Raw genomic sequence first — 16,132 nt, 5'->3', positions numbered from 1 at the left:
TCCTCGACGTACCCGTAGTACCTGAGAAGGACGCCGGAGGACCCTTCTCACTGGTGACGACGGCGAGACCCGCCTCCGCCTACGGTCGTGTACGTGACCGAGACGACCCCTTCCCAGCCGATGCCGCCGCAGCCGCCGGACGGCGCGTTCGAACCGTACAAGCCGCGCAGCCCGGAGGTCCGGGCGGTGCTGGACGCCCTGGGCAGGTTGCGGCAGGACCTGTTCACGGACGCCTTCGCCTACCGGCCGTTGCCGCCGCTGAGCACCGAGCGTCCGTTGGCCCGCCGGCTGCCCGGCCCGCTGCGTAAGTACGCGCCCTGGACCATTCACATGGCGGTGGCCGCGGTCGGCGTGCTGGCGCTGCTGGTGTCCGTCGCGGACCGGCAGTCGCAGGGGCCTGCCATAGCCCTGCTGTCCGGGCTGCTCGTCCTGGCGCCGGTGCTGCTCACCCTGGCGCGTCCGGTCGCCGCCTTCTGGCTGTCCCTCGTCGTGACCTGGATCGGCGCCGTGCTGTCCAGCGCCTGGGACGAATGGCCGTGGCAGCGGGGCAACTTCCTCTCCCACCTGGTGGTGCTCACGGTCGTCGCGGTCCGCACCCGTCCGCGCACGGCGGCCTGGATGTGGGCGATCACCGCGTTCTACGGTGCCCTGAGCGTCCAGCTCCTCGGCGCGGGCCACTACCTCAACGACGTCGGCTCGATGCTGGTCGCCTCCGCGATAGTCCTGCTGGCCGTCACCGTCCGGCAGATCCGCCGGGAGGCCGAGCAGACGGTGACCGCGCAGCAGACGCAGACGGCGCACGAGCGTTCCCGGCGCACGCTTCTCGAAGAGCGCACCACGATCGCCCGCGAACTGCACGACGTGGTCGCCCACCACATGTCCGTCGTCGCCATCCAGGCGGAGGCCGCCCCCTACCGGGTGGAGAACCCGCCGCCGGAGCTGGAGAAGGCGTTCGTCACGATCCGGGAGAACGCGGTGGCGGCGCTCACCGAACTGCGCCGGGTGCTGGGCGTGGTCCGCGCCGAGGACTACGAGGTGCCGGACGCTCCGCAGCCCACCCTCGCCGACCTGGACGCGCTGCTCGACAACGTGCGGGAGGCGGGACTGGCCGTCGACAAGGGCGTGACCGGCGCGGTGCGTGAACTCCCGCAGGGCGTGGAGCTGTCGGCGTACCGGATCGTCCAGGAGGCGCTGAGCAACACCCTGCGCCATGCGCCGGGAGCGGGTGCCTGCGTCGAGATCGGCTATGTCATCGGAGGCCTGGGCCTGCGCATAGTCAACGGGCCGCCGCCGCAGCCCGCCCTCGTCAAACCGTCCCCGGGCGCCGGCCACGGCATCACCGGCATGCGGGAGCGGGTCTCCATGCTGGACGGCGAGATGACGGCGGCCCCGACGTCCGAGGGAGGCTACGAGGTGACGGTCTTCCTCCCCGTCGCCCCGACCCGTGAAGGTGACGCATGACCGACCGCACCATCCGTGTACTGATCGCCGACGACCAGATGATGGTGCGCGAGGGCTTCTCGGTCCTGCTGAACGCGATGCCGGACATCGAGGTCGTGGGCGAGGCGGTCAACGGCCGCGAGGCGGTGGCCAGGGTCGCCGAACTCACCCCGGACGTGGTCCTGATGGACATCCGCATGCCCGAGCTGAACGGCATCGAGGCGACCCGCGAGATCGTCGCCGCCGACACCGCGGCCAAGGTCCTCGTCCTGACCACATTCGACCTCGACGAGTACGTCTACCAGGCCCTGCGCGCGGGAGCCTCCGGCTTCCTCCTCAAGGACGCCTCGGCCCGCCAACTGGCCGAAGGTGTGCGGGTGGTGGCTTCGGGCGAGGCCCTCCTCGCCCCCTCGGTCACCAAACGCCTGATCACCGAGTTCTCCAAACTCTCCGACCCCCCGCGCCTGATGCCCGCGGCCCATGCCGCCTACGGCGACCTCACCGACCGCGAGACCGAGGTCCTGGTCCTCATCGCCCAGGGCCTGTCCAACGCGGAGATGGCCGAGCGCCTGGTGGTGGCCGAGTCGACCGTGAAGACCCACGTCAGCCGGATCCTGGTGAAACTGGGCCTGCGGGACCGTACCCAGGCGGCGGTGTTCGCGTACGAGGCGCGGCTGGTGACGCCGGGGTAGCAAAGCCGTCGCACATGCCAAGTGCACAGTCGATGTTGCGGTTCGATCGCGGGCAGTACAGCTGTGGGGTGCCTCGCCGGTGATCTCGGCGACGGCCGGCAGCTGGTCGTCGCTCACCGGCCGCTGTCCCGGGTCTTGCGGATTCCGGCTACGGCCGCGGCAACGGCTGTGTCGAAGGCAGGGTCCTGGCGTGCGACGACCCGACCGCGGAACTCCTCGACGACGCGGACCACCCCGGAGAGATCCGCGGGATCGGCATGGTTGATCTCGCGCGCCAGCTCGGCCTCGAAGTCGTCGGCGTCGCCGGGAAAGCCGTAGCCCATGGTGAGCGCGGCACGGAGTTCCCCGATGGTGCGCATCGGGGGAGCTGGGGCTGGCCGGGCGCTTCCGGTTGGGTTGGCATGGCGTCGGCTCCGTTTCGCGATGTGGCCTTCACCGTACCCGGCCGAATCCGTGAGCCGCTGAGCTCATCGAGCACCTCAAGGCCGCCTCCGACGGGTGAGCAGGTGGGGCAGGGCGCTCAGGGTCATCCCGGTCGCGCCGATCCACAGCGTGGCTGTCGCTCCGAAGAGCGTGCCCGAGGCGCCGCCCAGGAGGCCGCCCAGCGGGATGCCGCCCCAGGAGACGAAGCGGGCGGTCGCGTTCGTGCGGCCCAGGAGGCGGTCCGGGGTGAGGGTCTGGAGGAGGCTCGACTGGGCCACCACGCGGACGACTCCGCCCAGGGAGAGGGCCGCGAGTCCGGCCGCGGCCACGCACACGCTCCAGCCCGGCCGGGCCAGTGGCATCAGCGCGGTCGGCGGGCAGGTCAGCAGCGGGGCCAGCCAGATGACCGTCCGCTGTCCGACCCGCCGTGCGGTTCCGGCCGCCAGCAGCGCGCCCAGCAGCGCACCGCATCCCATCCCCGACAGGATCAGGCCGACGCCGAAGGACGAGAGACCGATCCCCCGCTCCAGGTGGACCAGCAGCATGGTCTGGTACATGAGCAGGAAGAGGTTGAACACCGCGTCGCCCAGGATGATCGGGCGCAGGGCGGGATGCCCGAGGGCGAACCGCAGGCCTTCCGCGATGTCCCGGGCCAGGCGCGGGCGTTCATCCGGCTCCGGCCGCTGTTCCCGCTTGCGGATGCTCATCGCCAGCAGGCCCGACAGGGCCATCCCCAGCGAGCTCGTGAGCAGCGTCGCGGGGGCGCCGACCACCCCGATCAGAGGTCCGGCCACCGTCGGTCCGCTGATGCTGGTCACCGAACGGACCGCCGAGAGCCGCGCGTTGCCCTCGACGAGGTGGGGCCGGCCCACCAGGTGGGGCAGGTAGCTGACGTAGGCGACGTCGAAGAAGACCGTCAGCACGCCATGGACCAGGGCGACGGTGTAGAGCCACCAGAACGCGAGGCGGCCCGCCCACCAGGCCACCGGTACCGTGACCAGGACCAGCGCCCGGGCGAGGTCGGCGGCGATCAGCACCGGCCGTTTCCGCGTCCGGTCCATCAAGGCGCCCGCCGGCAGCCCCACCAGGAGCGAGCCGGCCGTGGTCGCCGCGGTCAGCAGGCCGACCTGGAAGGCGGAGGCGTCCAGGGCCGTGATCGCGACCAGCGGCAGTGCCAGGAAGAGGACGCGGTCGCCGAGTTGGCCGAGTGCGGTTGCGGTGAGGAGGCGGCGGAAGTCCGGGTCGTGCAACAGCCCGCTCCGAGGGGACACTAGCGGTCCACTTCGAACTCGTAGACGACTTCCCGGCGTACGTCCGGGATGATGATGTCGGCGGTCTCCACGGGCCGCCCGCTGGTGTCGTAGATGGTCCGCTCGATCGCGAGCACCAGATCTCCGGCGGCGATCCCGAGCAGGTTCGCCTGTGCCTGGGTGGCGCGGGCCGGGCGCGGCAGCTCGACCACCGTCTCGACGGTCACGCCGATGGACCGCATGCGCTCGACCACCCCCCGGCCCGCGAGCGGCCCCTGCTCCGGCAGGACTACCGGGGTGCCGCCGGTGAGGGCCATCGACTCCCAGGACTCGGAGAGCTGGACGGGCACGCCGTCGGCGAGGAACTCGTAGCACGTGCGCACACAGAGGTCCCCGGCGGAGAGGGCGAGCCGCCCGGCGATGTCCTCGGGGGCAGGGACCCGGACCTCGCTGTGGGCGTCCCAGGCACCCGCCCGGCCCCGCTCCGTCAGGGCGGCGAGCGAGTGGTCACGGCGCCGGGAACGGACCATCCGCAGCCGTTCGCGCGGCACCCGGACGTACGTCCCCGAGCCCGCCCGCCCTTCCAGGAGCCCGTCGGCGATCAGCAGGTCCACCGCCCGCTGCACGACGTTGCGCCCGACGCCGTACTCCGCGGCCAGCCGCGCCCTGGACGGCAGCCGTTCGCCGAGCCGCCAGTCGCCCGCGACGATCCGGGCGCGCAGCGCCTCGGCCATGGCCAGGTAGGGCGCTTCCCGGGGCATCCGCGACTCTCCGCTCTCCGGTCCCGGACTGGTTCCGGGTTCGAAGTCGGCAAGCTACTGCCCCCGCCGAAAGCTGCTGGAGCAGAATCACGCTCCGTCGATCACCTACTGGACCCTGCCCGGCGCCTGAGCGCTGAGACACCCCTGGTCAGGAGGGGGACCGGCGGTCTAACGTCCGTCCATGGCAGCCTTCGACCCCTGGGACCCGGACTTCCTGGCCGACCCGTACCCCTCCTACGCCGAGCTCCGCGCCCGGGGCCGGGTGCAGTACTTCGAGCCCACCGACCAGTGGCTGGTTCCGCTCCACGCCGACGTCTCGGCGCTGCTGCGGGACCGGCGGCTGGGGCGCACGTACCAGCACCGGTTCACGCACGAGGACTTCGGGCGGACCGCGCCCCCGCCGGAGCACGAGCCGTTCCACACGCTCAACGACCACGGCATGCTCGACCTCGAACCACCGGACCACACCCGCATCCGCCGCCTGGTGTCGAAGGCGTTCACCCCGCGCACGGTCGAGCGGCTCAAGCCGTACGTGGCCCGGCTCGCCGGAGAACTCGTCGACGGGCTGGTGCACAAGGGCGGCGGCGACCTCCTCGCCGACGTCGCCGAGCCCCTCCCCGTCGCCGTCATCGCCGAGATGCTGGGCATCCCGGAGGCGGACCGCGCCCCGCTGCGCCCCTGGTCGGCGGACATCTGCGGGATGTACGAGCTGAACCCGTCCGAGGACACGGCCGCGAAGGCGGTGCGGGCCTCGGTCGAGTTCTCCGACTACCTGCGGGAGCTGATCGCCGAGCGGCGCGAGAAGCCGGGCGACGACCTGATCTCCGGGCTCATCGAGGCGCACGACGAGGGCGACCGGCTCACCGAGCAGGAGATGATCTCCACCGCCGTACTCCTCCTCAACGCGGGCCACGAGGCGACCGTCAACGCCACGGTCAACGGCTGGTACGCCCTTTTCCGCAACCCCGCCCAGCTCGCCGCCCTCCGCGCCGACCACGCCCTGGTCCCCACCGCGGTCGAGGAGCTGATGCGCTACGACACCCCGCTCCAGCTCTTCGAACGCTGGGTGCTGGACGACATCGAGATCGACGGGACGACCATCCCCCGGGGCGCGGAGATCGCCATGCTCTTCGGCTCCGCCAACCACGACCCCGACGTGTTCCACCGCCCCGAGGAACTCGATCTGACCCGCCGCGACAACCCGCACATCTCCTTCAGCGCCGGCATCCACTACTGCATCGGAGCCCCGCTGGCCCGCATCGAACTGGCGGCCTCCATGACGGCGTTGCTGGAGCGGGCACCGGCCCTGACCCTGACGGCGGAGCCGAAGCGGAAGCCGAACTTCGTGATCCGGGGGCTGGAGGGGTTGAGTGTCGGCGTGGAGTGATCACCCGTTCGGCTGATCACTGACCGATTCCCGTGGTCGGTCGTGAGCGACGGGTCAAGCTGGTGCCTGCCCGCGAAGGGAGGCACCATGACGGTTATGGCAGAGCGCACCTCGTCTCAGATGTCGGTAGACGTGTTCGATCGAATCGCGGAATTCGCCGAGCGTGTGGACGACACCGTCAGGCTCGAATTCATCGACGGACGGATCGGCGTCAAGAAGGTGACGAACGGCGACCACGGCTCGATCATCATGTGGTTGATCCGCCAGTGCATGCAGGCTCGGCCGGAGCTTGACCTCAACCCGACGCAGGGTCTGAAAGTGGAGGCATACCGCCGAGGCCGGGCCCGCCCCGATGGTGCCCTCGCACCCGTGGGTCACTTCGCAGGGCAGGGTGACTGGGCCGAAACCCGTGGGGTGTTGATGGTCGTCGAGGTTACGTCCTATGACTCGGACACCCACAACCGGGACCGGGTCGAGAAACCCCGCGCCTACGCCGAGGCAGGTATCCCGGTCTACTTGCTCATCGACCGCGCCAACCTCACGGTCCTCGTGCACAGCAACCCCGATCTGGAGGACGGATACCGGGACATCCACGTGGTGAAGCTCGGGGGCAAGGTCGTTCTCCCCGATCCCGTCGGCATCCAACTCGACACCGAGGAGCTCAAGCAGTACGTCGGCTGAGAGACAGCCCTCAGCCGGCCATGTCCCGGCGCCTCAGCCCCACCAGCCCCGCCCCCGCCAGCACCGCCGCCAGCCCGGTGAGGGTCACCACCGGCCCCCACTCCATCCCCCCGCCCGGCAGCTTCGGCAGGTGGCCGAAGGGGGAGAGGTCCAGGACGAGTCGGGGGGCGTTCAGGGCCGGGCCCACCCAGCCGATCAGGAGGACCGCCACGGCCACGCCCCAGGCGGCCGGGGCGAGGCGGGGTGCCATGCCGTACAGGAGCAGCGACAGGCCGCCGATCACCCATATCGCCGGGAGCTGGACCACGCACGCGCCCAGGATCGGGCCCACCTCCTTGCCGTAGCCGACCGCGAAACCCGCCCCGGCGAGGAGCATGATCAGGGCCGCTCCGGCGAACGCGATCGTCAGATGGCCGGCCGCCCACCGCAGACGGCTCACCGGGCAGGCGAGGAGCGGTTCGGCACGGCCCGAGGTCTCCTCGCCGTTCAGGCGGAGGACGGACGCGACGACGTACAGCGCGGCGACCAGGCCCAGCATCCCGACCATCGAGGCGAGGAACGCGTCCGTCAGCCCGCTCTGGCCGCCCATCCGCTCGAAGATCTCGCGCGCGTTGTCGTTGTCACCGACCAGGTGGGCCGCGCCCTCCGTCAGGCCGCCGTAGACCACGCCGGCCAGGAAGAAGCCGAGCGACCAGCCGAGCACACCGCCGCGCTGGAGCCGCCAGGCGAGCGCGGCGGCGGAGCCGAGGCGGCCGGTGGCCGGGCCGGGGCGGGCGGGGAAGAAGCTCATGCCGAGGTCCCGGCGCCCGGCCAGCGCGTAGGCGGCGGCGCCCTGGAGCAGCACGGCCGCCGCGAACAGCAGGAGCACCCACCAGCGTTCGGTGGCGAACGGGCGCAGGTTCTCCAGCCAGCCGAGAGGGGACAGCCACGTCCACACCGAGCCGCCGTCGTCCGTCGCCGCGTCGCCCGCCGCGCGGAGCACGAAGGCCGCACCCAGGACCGCCGACGTCAGGCCCCTCGCCAGGCGAGCGCTCTCCGTGAGCTGGGCGACGATCGCCGCCGTCGTCGCGAAGACCATGCCGGTCGCGGCCAGGCCGAGGCCGAAGGAGAGCGCGCCTGCCGTGCCCTGGCCCGCCAGACCGGCCGTGATCAGCAGGGCCAGCACCCCGTTCGCCACCGCCGCCGCCAGCAGGGCCGCGGTCAGTGACGCCCGGCGGCCCACCGCGCCCGACGCCACGAGTTCCGCGCGGCCGGTCTCCTCCTCGTCGCGGGTGTGCCGGACGACGATCAGCAGGCTGGTCACGGCCGCGAGGAGCCCGGCGTACACGCCCACCCGCCACGCCGTCAGGCCGCCGAGGGAGGTGTCGTGGAGCGGGCCGATCAGGGCGCGGAAGGAGGCGTTGGTCTGCAACTGGCGGACCAGGTCGGTGCGTTCGGCGTCCGTGCCGTACAGGCTCTTCAGGGTGTCCGGCATGGAGAGGACCATCAGCGCGTTCACCGCGATCCACACCGGGGTCGTCACGCGGTCGCGGCGGAGTGCGAACCGCAGCAGGGTGCCGGTGCCGGCGAGGCCGGAGAGAGGGGTCATCGGGCGGCCGCCTCGTCCTGGTAGTGGCGCAGGAAGAGTTCCTCCAGGGTCGGGGGCGTGGAGGTGAGGGACCGGACACCGGTCTCGGACAGCGAGCGGAGTACGGCGGTGAGCTGGTCGGTGTCCACCTGGAGGCGGATCCGGTGGCCCTGGACGTCGAGGTCGTGGACGCCGGGCAGGTGCGCCAACCCGTTGGGCGGCCCGGCGAGTTCGGCGGTCACGCTGGTGCGGGTGAGGTGGCGCAGGTCGGCGAGGGAGCCGGACTCGACGGTGCGGCCGGCCCGGATGATGCTGACGCGGTCGCAGAGTTCCTCGACCTCGCTCAGGATGTGCGAGGAGAGGAGGACGGTACGGCCGCGGTCGCGCTCCTCCTCCACGCAGCGCTGGAAGACCTCCTCCATCAGGGGGTCCAGGCCGGAGGTCGGCTCGTCGAGGATCAGCAGGTCGACGTCGGAGGCGAAGGCGGCCACCAGGGCGACCTTCTGGCGGTTGCCCTTGGAGTACGTACGGCCCTTTTTCGTCGGGTCGAGTTCGAAGCGGTCGATCAGGTCGGCGCGGCGGGTCTTGTCCAGGCCACCGCGCAGGCGCCCGTAGAGGTCGATGACCTCGCCGCCCGAGAGGTTGCGCCACAGGGTCACGTCGCCGGGGACGTAGGCGATCCGGCGGTGCACCTCCACGGCGTCCGCCCAGGGATCGCGGCCCAGGATCTGCGCGGCGCCCGAGTCGGCGCGCAGCAGTCCGAGCAGGACCCGGATCGTGGTCGACTTCCCGGCCCCGTTGGGGCCGAGGAAGCCGTGCACCTCACCGGCCTGGACGGCCAGGTCCAGGCCGTCCAGGGCACGGGTGCGGCCGAAGGACTTGTGGAGCCCGGCGACCGTGATTGCCTTCGTCATGGTTCAGAACGTACGCTTCTTTCAGAAAATTGTGAAGTTAAGGAAGCGTCTGAAGCTCGGATAGGGTGAGCCCATGACGGAAACAGCCGGTGGCCGGGACACGGAGGCCGTGTCGAAGTTCGTCGAGTCCTTCGCGGCACAGCTCGTCGAGGCCGGGATGCAGCGCATGCCCGCCCGGGTCTTCGCCGCCCTGCTCTCCTCCGACGAGGGCGTGCTGACCTCCGCCGAGCTGGGCGAGCGGCTGCAGATCAGCCCCGCTGCGGTGTCCGGGGCGGTGCGCTACCTGACGATGACGCACATGGTCGCGCGGGAGCGGGAGCCCGGCTCACGCCGGGAGCGCTACCGGGTGCACGGCGACCAGTGGTACGAGGCGCTGACCAACCGCGAGGCCGTGATCAAGCGCTGGGAGGGGGCGCTGCGGGAGGGGGTCGCCAGCCTCGGCCCCGACACCCCGGCGGGGCGGCGGATGGCCGAGACGCTGGCGTTCTTCGAGTTCGTGGACGAGGAGATCGTGAAGATGATGGAGCGCTGGCGGGAGCGCCGGGAGAAGCAGTTCGGCGACGCGCCCCGATAGCGGCGCGGGGGTGCCCCGCACGGCTTCGAAACAAGGGGCGGACGTCGCCACCGGCACGGGGTACGGCGCGTGCCCCGATAGGGGCGCGGGGAACTGCGCGCTCGGCCACGACGCTCCCGCAGGTACGCACTCACCTGCGGGCCGGTGGTGGGCTGGTCGCGCAGTTCCTCCCCCAGCCTACGGCCGGGGGTACCCCCAGCGTCCCTTACGGGGCGCTCAGCGTTCCCTCGTCTCCTCAAGTACCGTCCGCCCCAGGAGCGCGTACCGCTCCGGCGACCGGTGCTTGAGGTACTGGGCGTAGCCGACGCCCGTCGCCGCCACCAGCGCCACCAGCCACGGCGTCGCCTTCAGCAGCAGCGAACCGGACTCGGTGCCGGCCGCCACGCCCATGTTGGACACCAGCAGGACGACCACGGCGAGCATCGCGACACCGCCGATGAGCGGGGCGGCGAAGGTCTTGAACCAGTGCCGGCTCTCGGGGTGGTTCTTCCGGAAGTAGACGAGCACCGCGAACGAGCACACGGCCTGCACGACCAGGATCGCCATGGTGCCGAGGATGGCGAGGAGCACGTAGAGGGCGTTGTACGGGTCCTTGCCCGCGATCCAGAACGCGGCGATCAGGACGGCGGAGATCACCGTCTGGACCAGGCCCGCGACGTGCGGGGAGCCGTGCCGGGCGTGGGTGCGGCCGACGGTGCTCTGGAGCTTCGGCAGCACGCCCTCACGGCCCAGCGCGTACATGTAGCGGGCGGCGCAGTTGTGGAAGGCCATGCCGCAGGCCAGCGAGCCGGTGATCATCAGCCACTGCATGAGGACGACCGCCCAGTGGCCGACGTAGTGCTCGGTCGGGTTGAAGAAGAGCGCGAGGGGGTTCGCGGACGAGGCGGCCTTCACGGCCGCCGCCTCGCCGTTGCCGGTGATGGCCATCCAGGAGACGAAGACGTAGAAGACGCCGACGCCGAGGACCGAGATCATCGTCGCCTTGGGGATGATCTTCTTCGGGTCACGTGACTCCTCGCCGTACATCGCCGTCGACTCGAAGCCGACCCAGGACCAGAAGGCGAAGAAGAGGCCGAGGCCTGCCGAGGTGCCTTTGAAGGCGTTGACCGGGTTGACCGGCCCGAAGGTGAAGCCGTGCGGGCCGCCGCCGTGCAGGGCCACCGAGATCGCCATCGCCGCGAGGACGGTCACCTCGGTGCCGAGGAGGACGACGAGCAGCTTCTCGGCGACGCTGACGCCGAACCAGGTGCCGGTCGCGTTGATGGCGAGCATCAGGATCGCGAAGGCCCACCACGGGACGTCGAGTCCGGTCTGGTCCTTGAGCGTCGTGTTGGCGAAGACCGAGAAGATGCCGATCAGCGCCGGTTCGAAGACGACGTACGCGAAGGTGGCGAGCAGCCCCGACGCCAGGCCGGCGGTGCGGCCGAGACCGTAGGAGATGAAGCCGTAGAAGGCGCCCGTCGAGGTGATGTGCTTCGCCATCGACGTGAAGCCCACGGAAAAGATTGCCAGGACGACCATTGCGACGAGATAGCTCGCCGGGGCGCCTATGCCGTTGCCCGACGACACCATGAAGGGCACGTTGCCGGTCATCGCGGTGATCGGCGCGGCGGTCGCGACGGCCATGAAGACCACCCCGAGCAGACCGATCGCGTTGGGCTTCAGCCGGTGGACCGTGCCCTCGCCGTCGGCGCTCCCGCCTGTCCTCGTCGCCGGGGCGACTCCCTCGTCCACTGCCATCGGGGTGGCCCCTCTCCTGCTGTTCGCTGGCTGTACTGGACCGGAACTCTGTAGGCCGAATGAGTCCGTCGAGGGTCTCGGCGCGTTAAATGTTTGTCAACCAGACCTTTAGAAATCTGACGCAATCTGTCGGCAACACCCGGCTCGTACGGTCGCCGCCATGAGCACGTACACGGCCACCCTCGGCGGCGAACGCCACCGCTTCGACTCACTGGCCCGTCTGCTGGCCGCCGCGAGCCCCGAACGCTCCGGCGACCGGCTGGCCGGCCTCGCCGCAGCGAGCGCGCGGGAACGGGTCGCGGCGCGCTGGGCGCTGGCGGAGGTGCCGCTCGCCACCTTCCTGACCGAGCCGGTGATCCCGTACGAGGACGACGACGTGACCCGGCTGATCCTGGACACGCACGACGCGGCGGCCTTCGCACCCGTCGCCGGGCTGACGGTCGGCGAGTTCCGGGAGTGGCTGCTGGCGGCGGATTCCGGAGCGCTGGCCGCGGTGGCGCCGGGGGTCACGCCGGAGATGGCCGCCGCCGTGTCCAAGCTGATGGGGAACGCGGACCTGGTCGCCGTCGCCCGCAAGGTACGGGTGGTCACCGCGTTCCGCTCGACGATCGGCCTGCCGGGGCGGCTCGCGACGCGGTTGCAGCCGAACCACCCCACCGACGACCCGGCGGGCGTGGCGGCCGCCCTCCTCGATGGTCTCCTCCTCGGCTCCGGCGACGCGGTGATCGGCATCAACCCGGCGACCGACAGCCCGAAGGCCGTCCGCGACCTGCTGAACCTCCTGGACGGAGTGATCGGCCGCTACTCGATCCCCACCCAGTCCTGCGTGCTCTGCCACGTCACCACCAGCGTGGACCTGATGGAGCGCGGCGCCCCGGTCGACCTGGTCTTCCAGTCCATCGCCGGCACCCAGGCCGCGAACGCCTCCTTCGGCGTGACGCTGGGTCTGCTCGACGAGGCGTACGAGGCGGCCCTCGCGCTCGGCCGTGGCACCGTCGGCGACAACGTCATGTACTTCGAGACCGGGCAGGGCAGCGCCCTGTCGGCGGACGCGCACCACGGGGTGGACCAGCAGACGGTGGAGGCACGGGCCTACGCGGTCGCCCGCCGCTACCGCCCCCTGCTGGTGAACACCGTCGTCGGCTTCATCGGCCCCGAGTACCTCTACGACGGCCGGCAGATTCTCCGCGCCGCCCTGGAGGACCACTTCTGCGGCAAACTCCTCGGCCTGCCGATGGGCCTGGACATCTGCTACACGAACCACGCCGACGCCGATGACGACGACATCGCCACCATGCTGACCATGCTCGCCGTCGCGGGCGCGTCCTTCGTGATCTGCACGCCGGGCGGCGACGACATCATGCTCAACTACCAGTCGGCCTCCTACCACGACGCGTTGTACCTGCGGGAAGTACTGGGCCTGCGCCCGGCCCCGGAGTTCGAGGCCTGGCTGGAGTCGATCGGGCTCCTGGACGAGGACGGCGGCGTACGCGAGGTCGGCGGTCACCCGCTGACGGCGATCGGAAGGGAACTGGCCGCATGACCGAGGTGACGACGACCACCGGACTCGACGAACTCTGGCCGCTGCTGCGCCGCCACACCCAGGCCCGCATCGGCCTCGGCCGCTCCGGCCCCGCCCTGCCCACCCGGCACCGCCTGGGCCTCCAGTCGGCGCACGCGGCGGCCCGGGACGCGGTCCACTCGCCGTTCGAGCCGGACGCGGTCGCGGCGGGGCTGGCGGGTATGCCGACGGTGCGGGTCCGCAGCGCGGCCGGCGACCGGCTGACGTATCTCCAGCGCCCCGACCTGGGCCGCCGCCTCGACCCCGTGGACCGTGCCCACCTCCCGGCCGGCGACTGGGACGTGGTGTTCGTCGTCGGCGACGGGCTGTCCAGCCGGGCCGTGCACGAGCACGCGGCGGCGGTGGTACGGGCGACGGCAGCCCGCCTCCCGGACTGGAGCGTCGCCCCGGTGGTGCTGGCCGAGCAGGCCCGGGTGGCCCTCGGCGACGACATCGCCCACGCGATGGGTACGGCCCTGGTGGTCGTCCTCATCGGCGAACGGCCCGGCATGTCGGCGGCGGACTCGCTGGGCGCGTACCTGACCCACCGGCCGGTACCGGGCGTGACGACGGACGCCGACCGCAACTGCCTGAGCAACATCCGCCCGCCGCGCGGCCTCGACTACGAGACGGCGGCGGGGAAGCTGGCGGCGCTGATGGGGCGGGCACGGGAGCTGGGGCGGACCGGCGTGGACCTCAAGGACGAAAGCGATCACGGAGAGGCGATCGGCCGGGTGCTCTGAGGACGATGCCGTCAGGTGCTACGAGGAAGTCGGCACCGTGAGCCCCCACCCGCCCTCCACCACCCGCCAGGTCCGCCGCCGTACCGGGCCGGCCAGGCCGCCGTCCGCCCGGTAGCGGAAGTCCGCGCCCGCCACCGTCACCGTGCGGCCCGCGGCCCGTACCGGGGTCGCCTCCGCGCCCACCGACAGCGGGCGTACCTCCACCTCGGCGAGGCCGTCGTGGCCGCCCGGGATGACCGAGATCCCCTCGACCGGCTGGTCCAGGTCCACGACCGTCTCGCCGTCGACCTCCACCCGCAGCCGCGCGGGCGGGCCGGGTACGGCCGGGACCGGGCGCGCGGCCAGGGAGCGTACGAGGTGCTGGTACGGCCGCAGCCACCCCCGGGCCGGCACCGGCTCCGGTACCTCCCGCACGGCCGCCGGCGGGATCCGCAGCGCGCCCAGCACCACTCCGTCGCTGTCGTCGACGAGGAGGTCCATCCGGCGCTCCACCCCGTCCAGGACCGCCCGCGCCGCCGACACCGCACCGGCCGGCACCCCCAGCGCGTGCGCGACGCCCAGCGCGCCCCCGACCGGGACCATGGACAGCACGCAGTCGGCCAGCTCGCGCCGGCGGTGCAGGAAGGTCACCGCACGGACCAGGGCGCCGTCGTCCCCGACCACCACCGGCCGCCGCGAGCCCCTGCGGGCCAGCACGCGGGCGAATTCCTCGGGCCCGTCCGGCATGCACACCTTCGTGGCCGCACCCGCGCTGAGCACGTCTTTCGCGATCAGGACCGATTCACCGTCCGTTTCCCGTGCCGCCGGATCGATGATCACCAGCAGCTGATCGGACGTCGCGAAAGTCGCCACCTCGGTCCTGCCTCGCTTCCTCGGGTAGCATCACTGTGCAAGAGCCCCTTGCGCTATTGCGCCAGGGGCTTCGTCTATTCCGGGGCATCCGGTCCGACGGTTGTGCGGCCAACGACGGTCGCGGTGGTACGCGGCGACGAACCTTACGCGTACGCCCCTGACCTTGGACATGCCCCGCCCGGAAGGGGTGTACGCGCGTGCCCGCACTTGTGCTGCTCGGTGCTCAGTGGGGTGACGAAGGCAAGGGAAAGGCGACGGACCTGCTAGGCGGCTCCGTCGACTATGTGGTGCGCTACCAGGGCGGCAACAACGCCGGCCACACGGTCGTCGTCGGCGACCAGAAGTATGCGCTCCACCTCCTCCCTTCCGGAATCCTCTCGCCCACGTGTGTCCCGGTCATCGGCAACGGTGTCGTCGTCGACCCGTCGGTCCTGCTCTCCGAGCTGAGCGGTCTGAACGAGCGTGGCGTCGACACGTCCAAGCTCCTGATCAGCGGTAACGCGCACATCATCACGCCGTATCACGTGACCGTCGACAAGGTCACGGAACGCTTCCTCGGGAAGCGGAAGATCGGTACGACGGGGCGCGGCATCGGGCCGACCTACGCCGACAAGATCAACCGGGTCGGCATCCGGGTCCAGGACCTCTACGACGAGTCGATCCTGACCCAGAAGGTCGAGGCGGCCCTCGACGTCAAGAACCAGATGCTGACCAAGCTCTACAACCGGCGCGCGATCGCCGTCGAGCAGGTCGTCGAGGAGCTGCTGGGCTACGCGGAGAAGCTCGCTCCGTACGTCGCCGACACGGTCCTCGTCCTCAATCAGGCGCTGGAGGACGACAAGGTCGTCCTCTTCGAGGGCGGCCAGGGCACGCTCCTGGACATCGACCACGGCACGTATCCGTTCGTCACGTCCTCGAACCCGACCGCGGGCGGTGCCTGCACCGGCTCCGGTGTCGGCCCGACGAAGATCAGCCGGGTCATCGGCATCCTCAAGGCGTACACGACCCGTGTCGGCGCCGGCCCGTTCCCGACGGAGCTGTTCGACGAGGACGGCGACGCGCTGCGCCGGATCGGTGGCGAGCGGGGTGTGACGACGGGCCGGGACCGCCGCTGCGGCTGGTTCGACGCCGTCATCGCCCGCTACGCGACCCGCGTGAACGGCCTGACCGACTTCTTCCTCACCAAGCTCGACGTGCTGACCGGCTGGGAGCAGATCCCGGTCTGCGTGGCCTACGAGATCGACGGCAAGCGCGTCGAGGAACTCCCGTACTCGCAGAGCGACTTCCACCACGCGAAGCCGGTCTACGAGACGCTGCCCGGCTGGTCCGAGGACATCACCAAGGCCAAGTCCTTCGCGGACCTGCCGAAGAACGCCCAGAACTACGTGAAGGCGCTGGAGGACATGTCCGGCGCCCCGATCTCCGCGATCGGCGTGGGCCCGGGCCGGGACGAGACGATCGAGGTCAACTCGTTCCTGTAGGACGTCACTTCACAGCGTCTCTTGGGCCGGTCTTGGGAATCCTTGACCGGCCCTTGGGTCAACCGT

The 16,132-nt window shown here is 71.3% G+C and carries 15 protein-coding genes; 8 read left to right on the top strand and 7 right to left on the bottom strand.

Going from position 1 to position 16,132, the window contains the following annotated elements; translation table 11 throughout:
• Positions 1-93: 93 nt before the first annotated feature.
• Together ACFY0P_RS40225 and ACFY0P_RS40220 are read left to right on the top strand one after the other, a co-directional pair.
• The gene (locus ACFY0P_RS40225) at positions 94-1,461 is read left to right on the top strand and encodes a sensor histidine kinase (protein WP_388925193.1); all 1,368 of its coding nucleotides are present in this window, start codon (positions 94-96) and stop codon (positions 1,459-1,461) included.
• Positions 1,458-2,132, top strand: a complete 675-nt coding sequence (locus ACFY0P_RS40220) for a response regulator (RefSeq protein WP_388925190.1) — start codon at positions 1,458-1,460, stop codon at positions 2,130-2,132. The genes ACFY0P_RS40225 and ACFY0P_RS40220 overlap by 4 nt, the downstream gene beginning before the upstream one ends.
• A 113-nt stretch (positions 2,133-2,245) precedes the next feature.
• Here the strand turns inward: ACFY0P_RS40220 and ACFY0P_RS40215 are convergent, their stop codons facing one another.
• The 3 genes from ACFY0P_RS40215 to ACFY0P_RS40205 form a co-directional block, all read right to left on the bottom strand.
• Positions 2,246-2,491, bottom strand: coding sequence for a hypothetical protein (locus tag ACFY0P_RS40215; protein ID WP_388925187.1), 246 nt, complete (start codon positions 2,489-2,491; stop codon positions 2,246-2,248).
• A 120-nt stretch (positions 2,492-2,611) separates the two neighbouring features.
• Positions 2,612-3,805, bottom strand: coding sequence for an MFS transporter (locus ACFY0P_RS40210; protein WP_388925184.1), 1,194 nt, complete (start codon positions 3,803-3,805; stop codon positions 2,612-2,614).
• A 20-nt stretch (positions 3,806-3,825) separates the two neighbouring features.
• Positions 3,826-4,566 carry a GntR family transcriptional regulator gene (locus ACFY0P_RS40205; protein ID WP_388925181.1) on the bottom strand — a complete coding sequence of 247 codons (741 nt, stop codon included), beginning with the start codon at positions 4,564-4,566 and terminating at the stop codon, positions 3,826-3,828.
• 181 nt (positions 4,567-4,747) lie between these two features.
• Here ACFY0P_RS40205 and ACFY0P_RS40200 point away from each other — a divergent pair, with 181 nt between their 5' ends.
• Positions 4,748-5,953: a cytochrome P450 gene (locus tag ACFY0P_RS40200; RefSeq protein ID WP_388925178.1), complete on the top strand. Its 1,206-nt coding sequence runs from the start codon at positions 4,748-4,750 to the stop codon at positions 5,951-5,953.
• 87 nt (positions 5,954-6,040) lie between these two features.
• On the top strand, positions 6,041-6,634 hold the full coding sequence (locus ACFY0P_RS40195) for a Uma2 family endonuclease (protein WP_388925175.1): 594 nt from the start codon (positions 6,041-6,043) through the stop codon (positions 6,632-6,634).
• 10 nt (positions 6,635-6,644) lie between these two features.
• Here ACFY0P_RS40195 and ACFY0P_RS40190 read toward each other — a convergent pair whose 3' ends face one another.
• Both ACFY0P_RS40190 and ACFY0P_RS40185 read right to left on the bottom strand, forming a co-directional pair.
• The gene (locus tag ACFY0P_RS40190) at positions 6,645-8,222 is read right to left on the bottom strand and encodes an ABC transporter permease (RefSeq protein ID WP_388925172.1); all 1,578 of its coding nucleotides are present in this window, start codon (positions 8,220-8,222) and stop codon (positions 6,645-6,647) included.
• The gene (locus tag ACFY0P_RS40185; RefSeq protein WP_388925169.1) at positions 8,219-9,115 is read right to left on the bottom strand and encodes an ATP-binding cassette domain-containing protein; all 897 of its coding nucleotides are present in this window, start codon (positions 9,113-9,115) and stop codon (positions 8,219-8,221) included. Before ACFY0P_RS40185 ends, ACFY0P_RS40190 begins: the two co-directional genes overlap by 4 nt.
• A 73-nt stretch (positions 9,116-9,188) precedes the next feature.
• Between ACFY0P_RS40185 and ACFY0P_RS40180 the strand changes: the two genes are divergently transcribed.
• Positions 9,189-9,689, top strand: coding sequence for a GbsR/MarR family transcriptional regulator (locus ACFY0P_RS40180; RefSeq protein WP_388925166.1), 501 nt, complete (start codon positions 9,189-9,191; stop codon positions 9,687-9,689).
• A 216-nt stretch (positions 9,690-9,905) separates the two neighbouring features.
• On the opposite strand, the gene ACFY0P_RS40175 is transcribed toward ACFY0P_RS40180, so the two are convergent.
• The gene (locus ACFY0P_RS40175; RefSeq protein WP_388925163.1) at positions 9,906-11,429 is read right to left on the bottom strand and encodes an APC family permease; all 1,524 of its coding nucleotides are present in this window, start codon (positions 11,427-11,429) and stop codon (positions 9,906-9,908) included.
• Between the two features lie 160 nt (positions 11,430-11,589).
• Between ACFY0P_RS40175 and ACFY0P_RS40170 the strand changes: the two genes are divergently transcribed.
• Both ACFY0P_RS40170 and eutC read left to right on the top strand, forming a co-directional pair.
• The gene (locus ACFY0P_RS40170) at positions 11,590-12,972 is read left to right on the top strand and encodes an ethanolamine ammonia-lyase subunit EutB (RefSeq protein WP_388925160.1); all 1,383 of its coding nucleotides are present in this window, start codon (positions 11,590-11,592) and stop codon (positions 12,970-12,972) included.
• Complete coding sequence (gene eutC, locus ACFY0P_RS40165) at positions 12,969-13,733, top strand: ethanolamine ammonia-lyase subunit EutC (RefSeq protein WP_388925157.1); 765 nt, start codon at positions 12,969-12,971, stop codon at positions 13,731-13,733. Before ACFY0P_RS40170 ends, eutC begins: the two co-directional genes overlap by 4 nt.
• Positions 13,734-13,751: 18 nt before the next feature.
• Here the strand turns inward: eutC and ACFY0P_RS40160 are convergent, their stop codons facing one another.
• Positions 13,752-14,585: a diacylglycerol kinase family protein gene (locus ACFY0P_RS40160; RefSeq protein WP_388925155.1), complete on the bottom strand. Its 834-nt coding sequence runs from the start codon at positions 14,583-14,585 to the stop codon at positions 13,752-13,754.
• A gap of 197 nt (positions 14,586-14,782) precedes the next feature.
• Between ACFY0P_RS40160 and ACFY0P_RS40155 the strand changes: the two genes are divergently transcribed.
• Positions 14,783-16,066 carry an adenylosuccinate synthase gene (locus ACFY0P_RS40155; protein ID WP_388925152.1) on the top strand — a complete coding sequence of 428 codons (1,284 nt, stop codon included), beginning with the start codon at positions 14,783-14,785 and terminating at the stop codon, positions 16,064-16,066.
• Positions 16,067-16,132 lie beyond the last annotated feature (66 nt).

This window comes from Streptomyces sp. NPDC001714, from assembly GCF_042892755.1.
GTDB lineage: Bacteria > Actinomycetota > Actinomycetes > Streptomycetales > Streptomycetaceae > Streptomyces.
The sequence above is the reverse complement of the archived record's forward strand: the minus strand, read 5'-3'. Positions and strand labels throughout refer to the sequence as shown.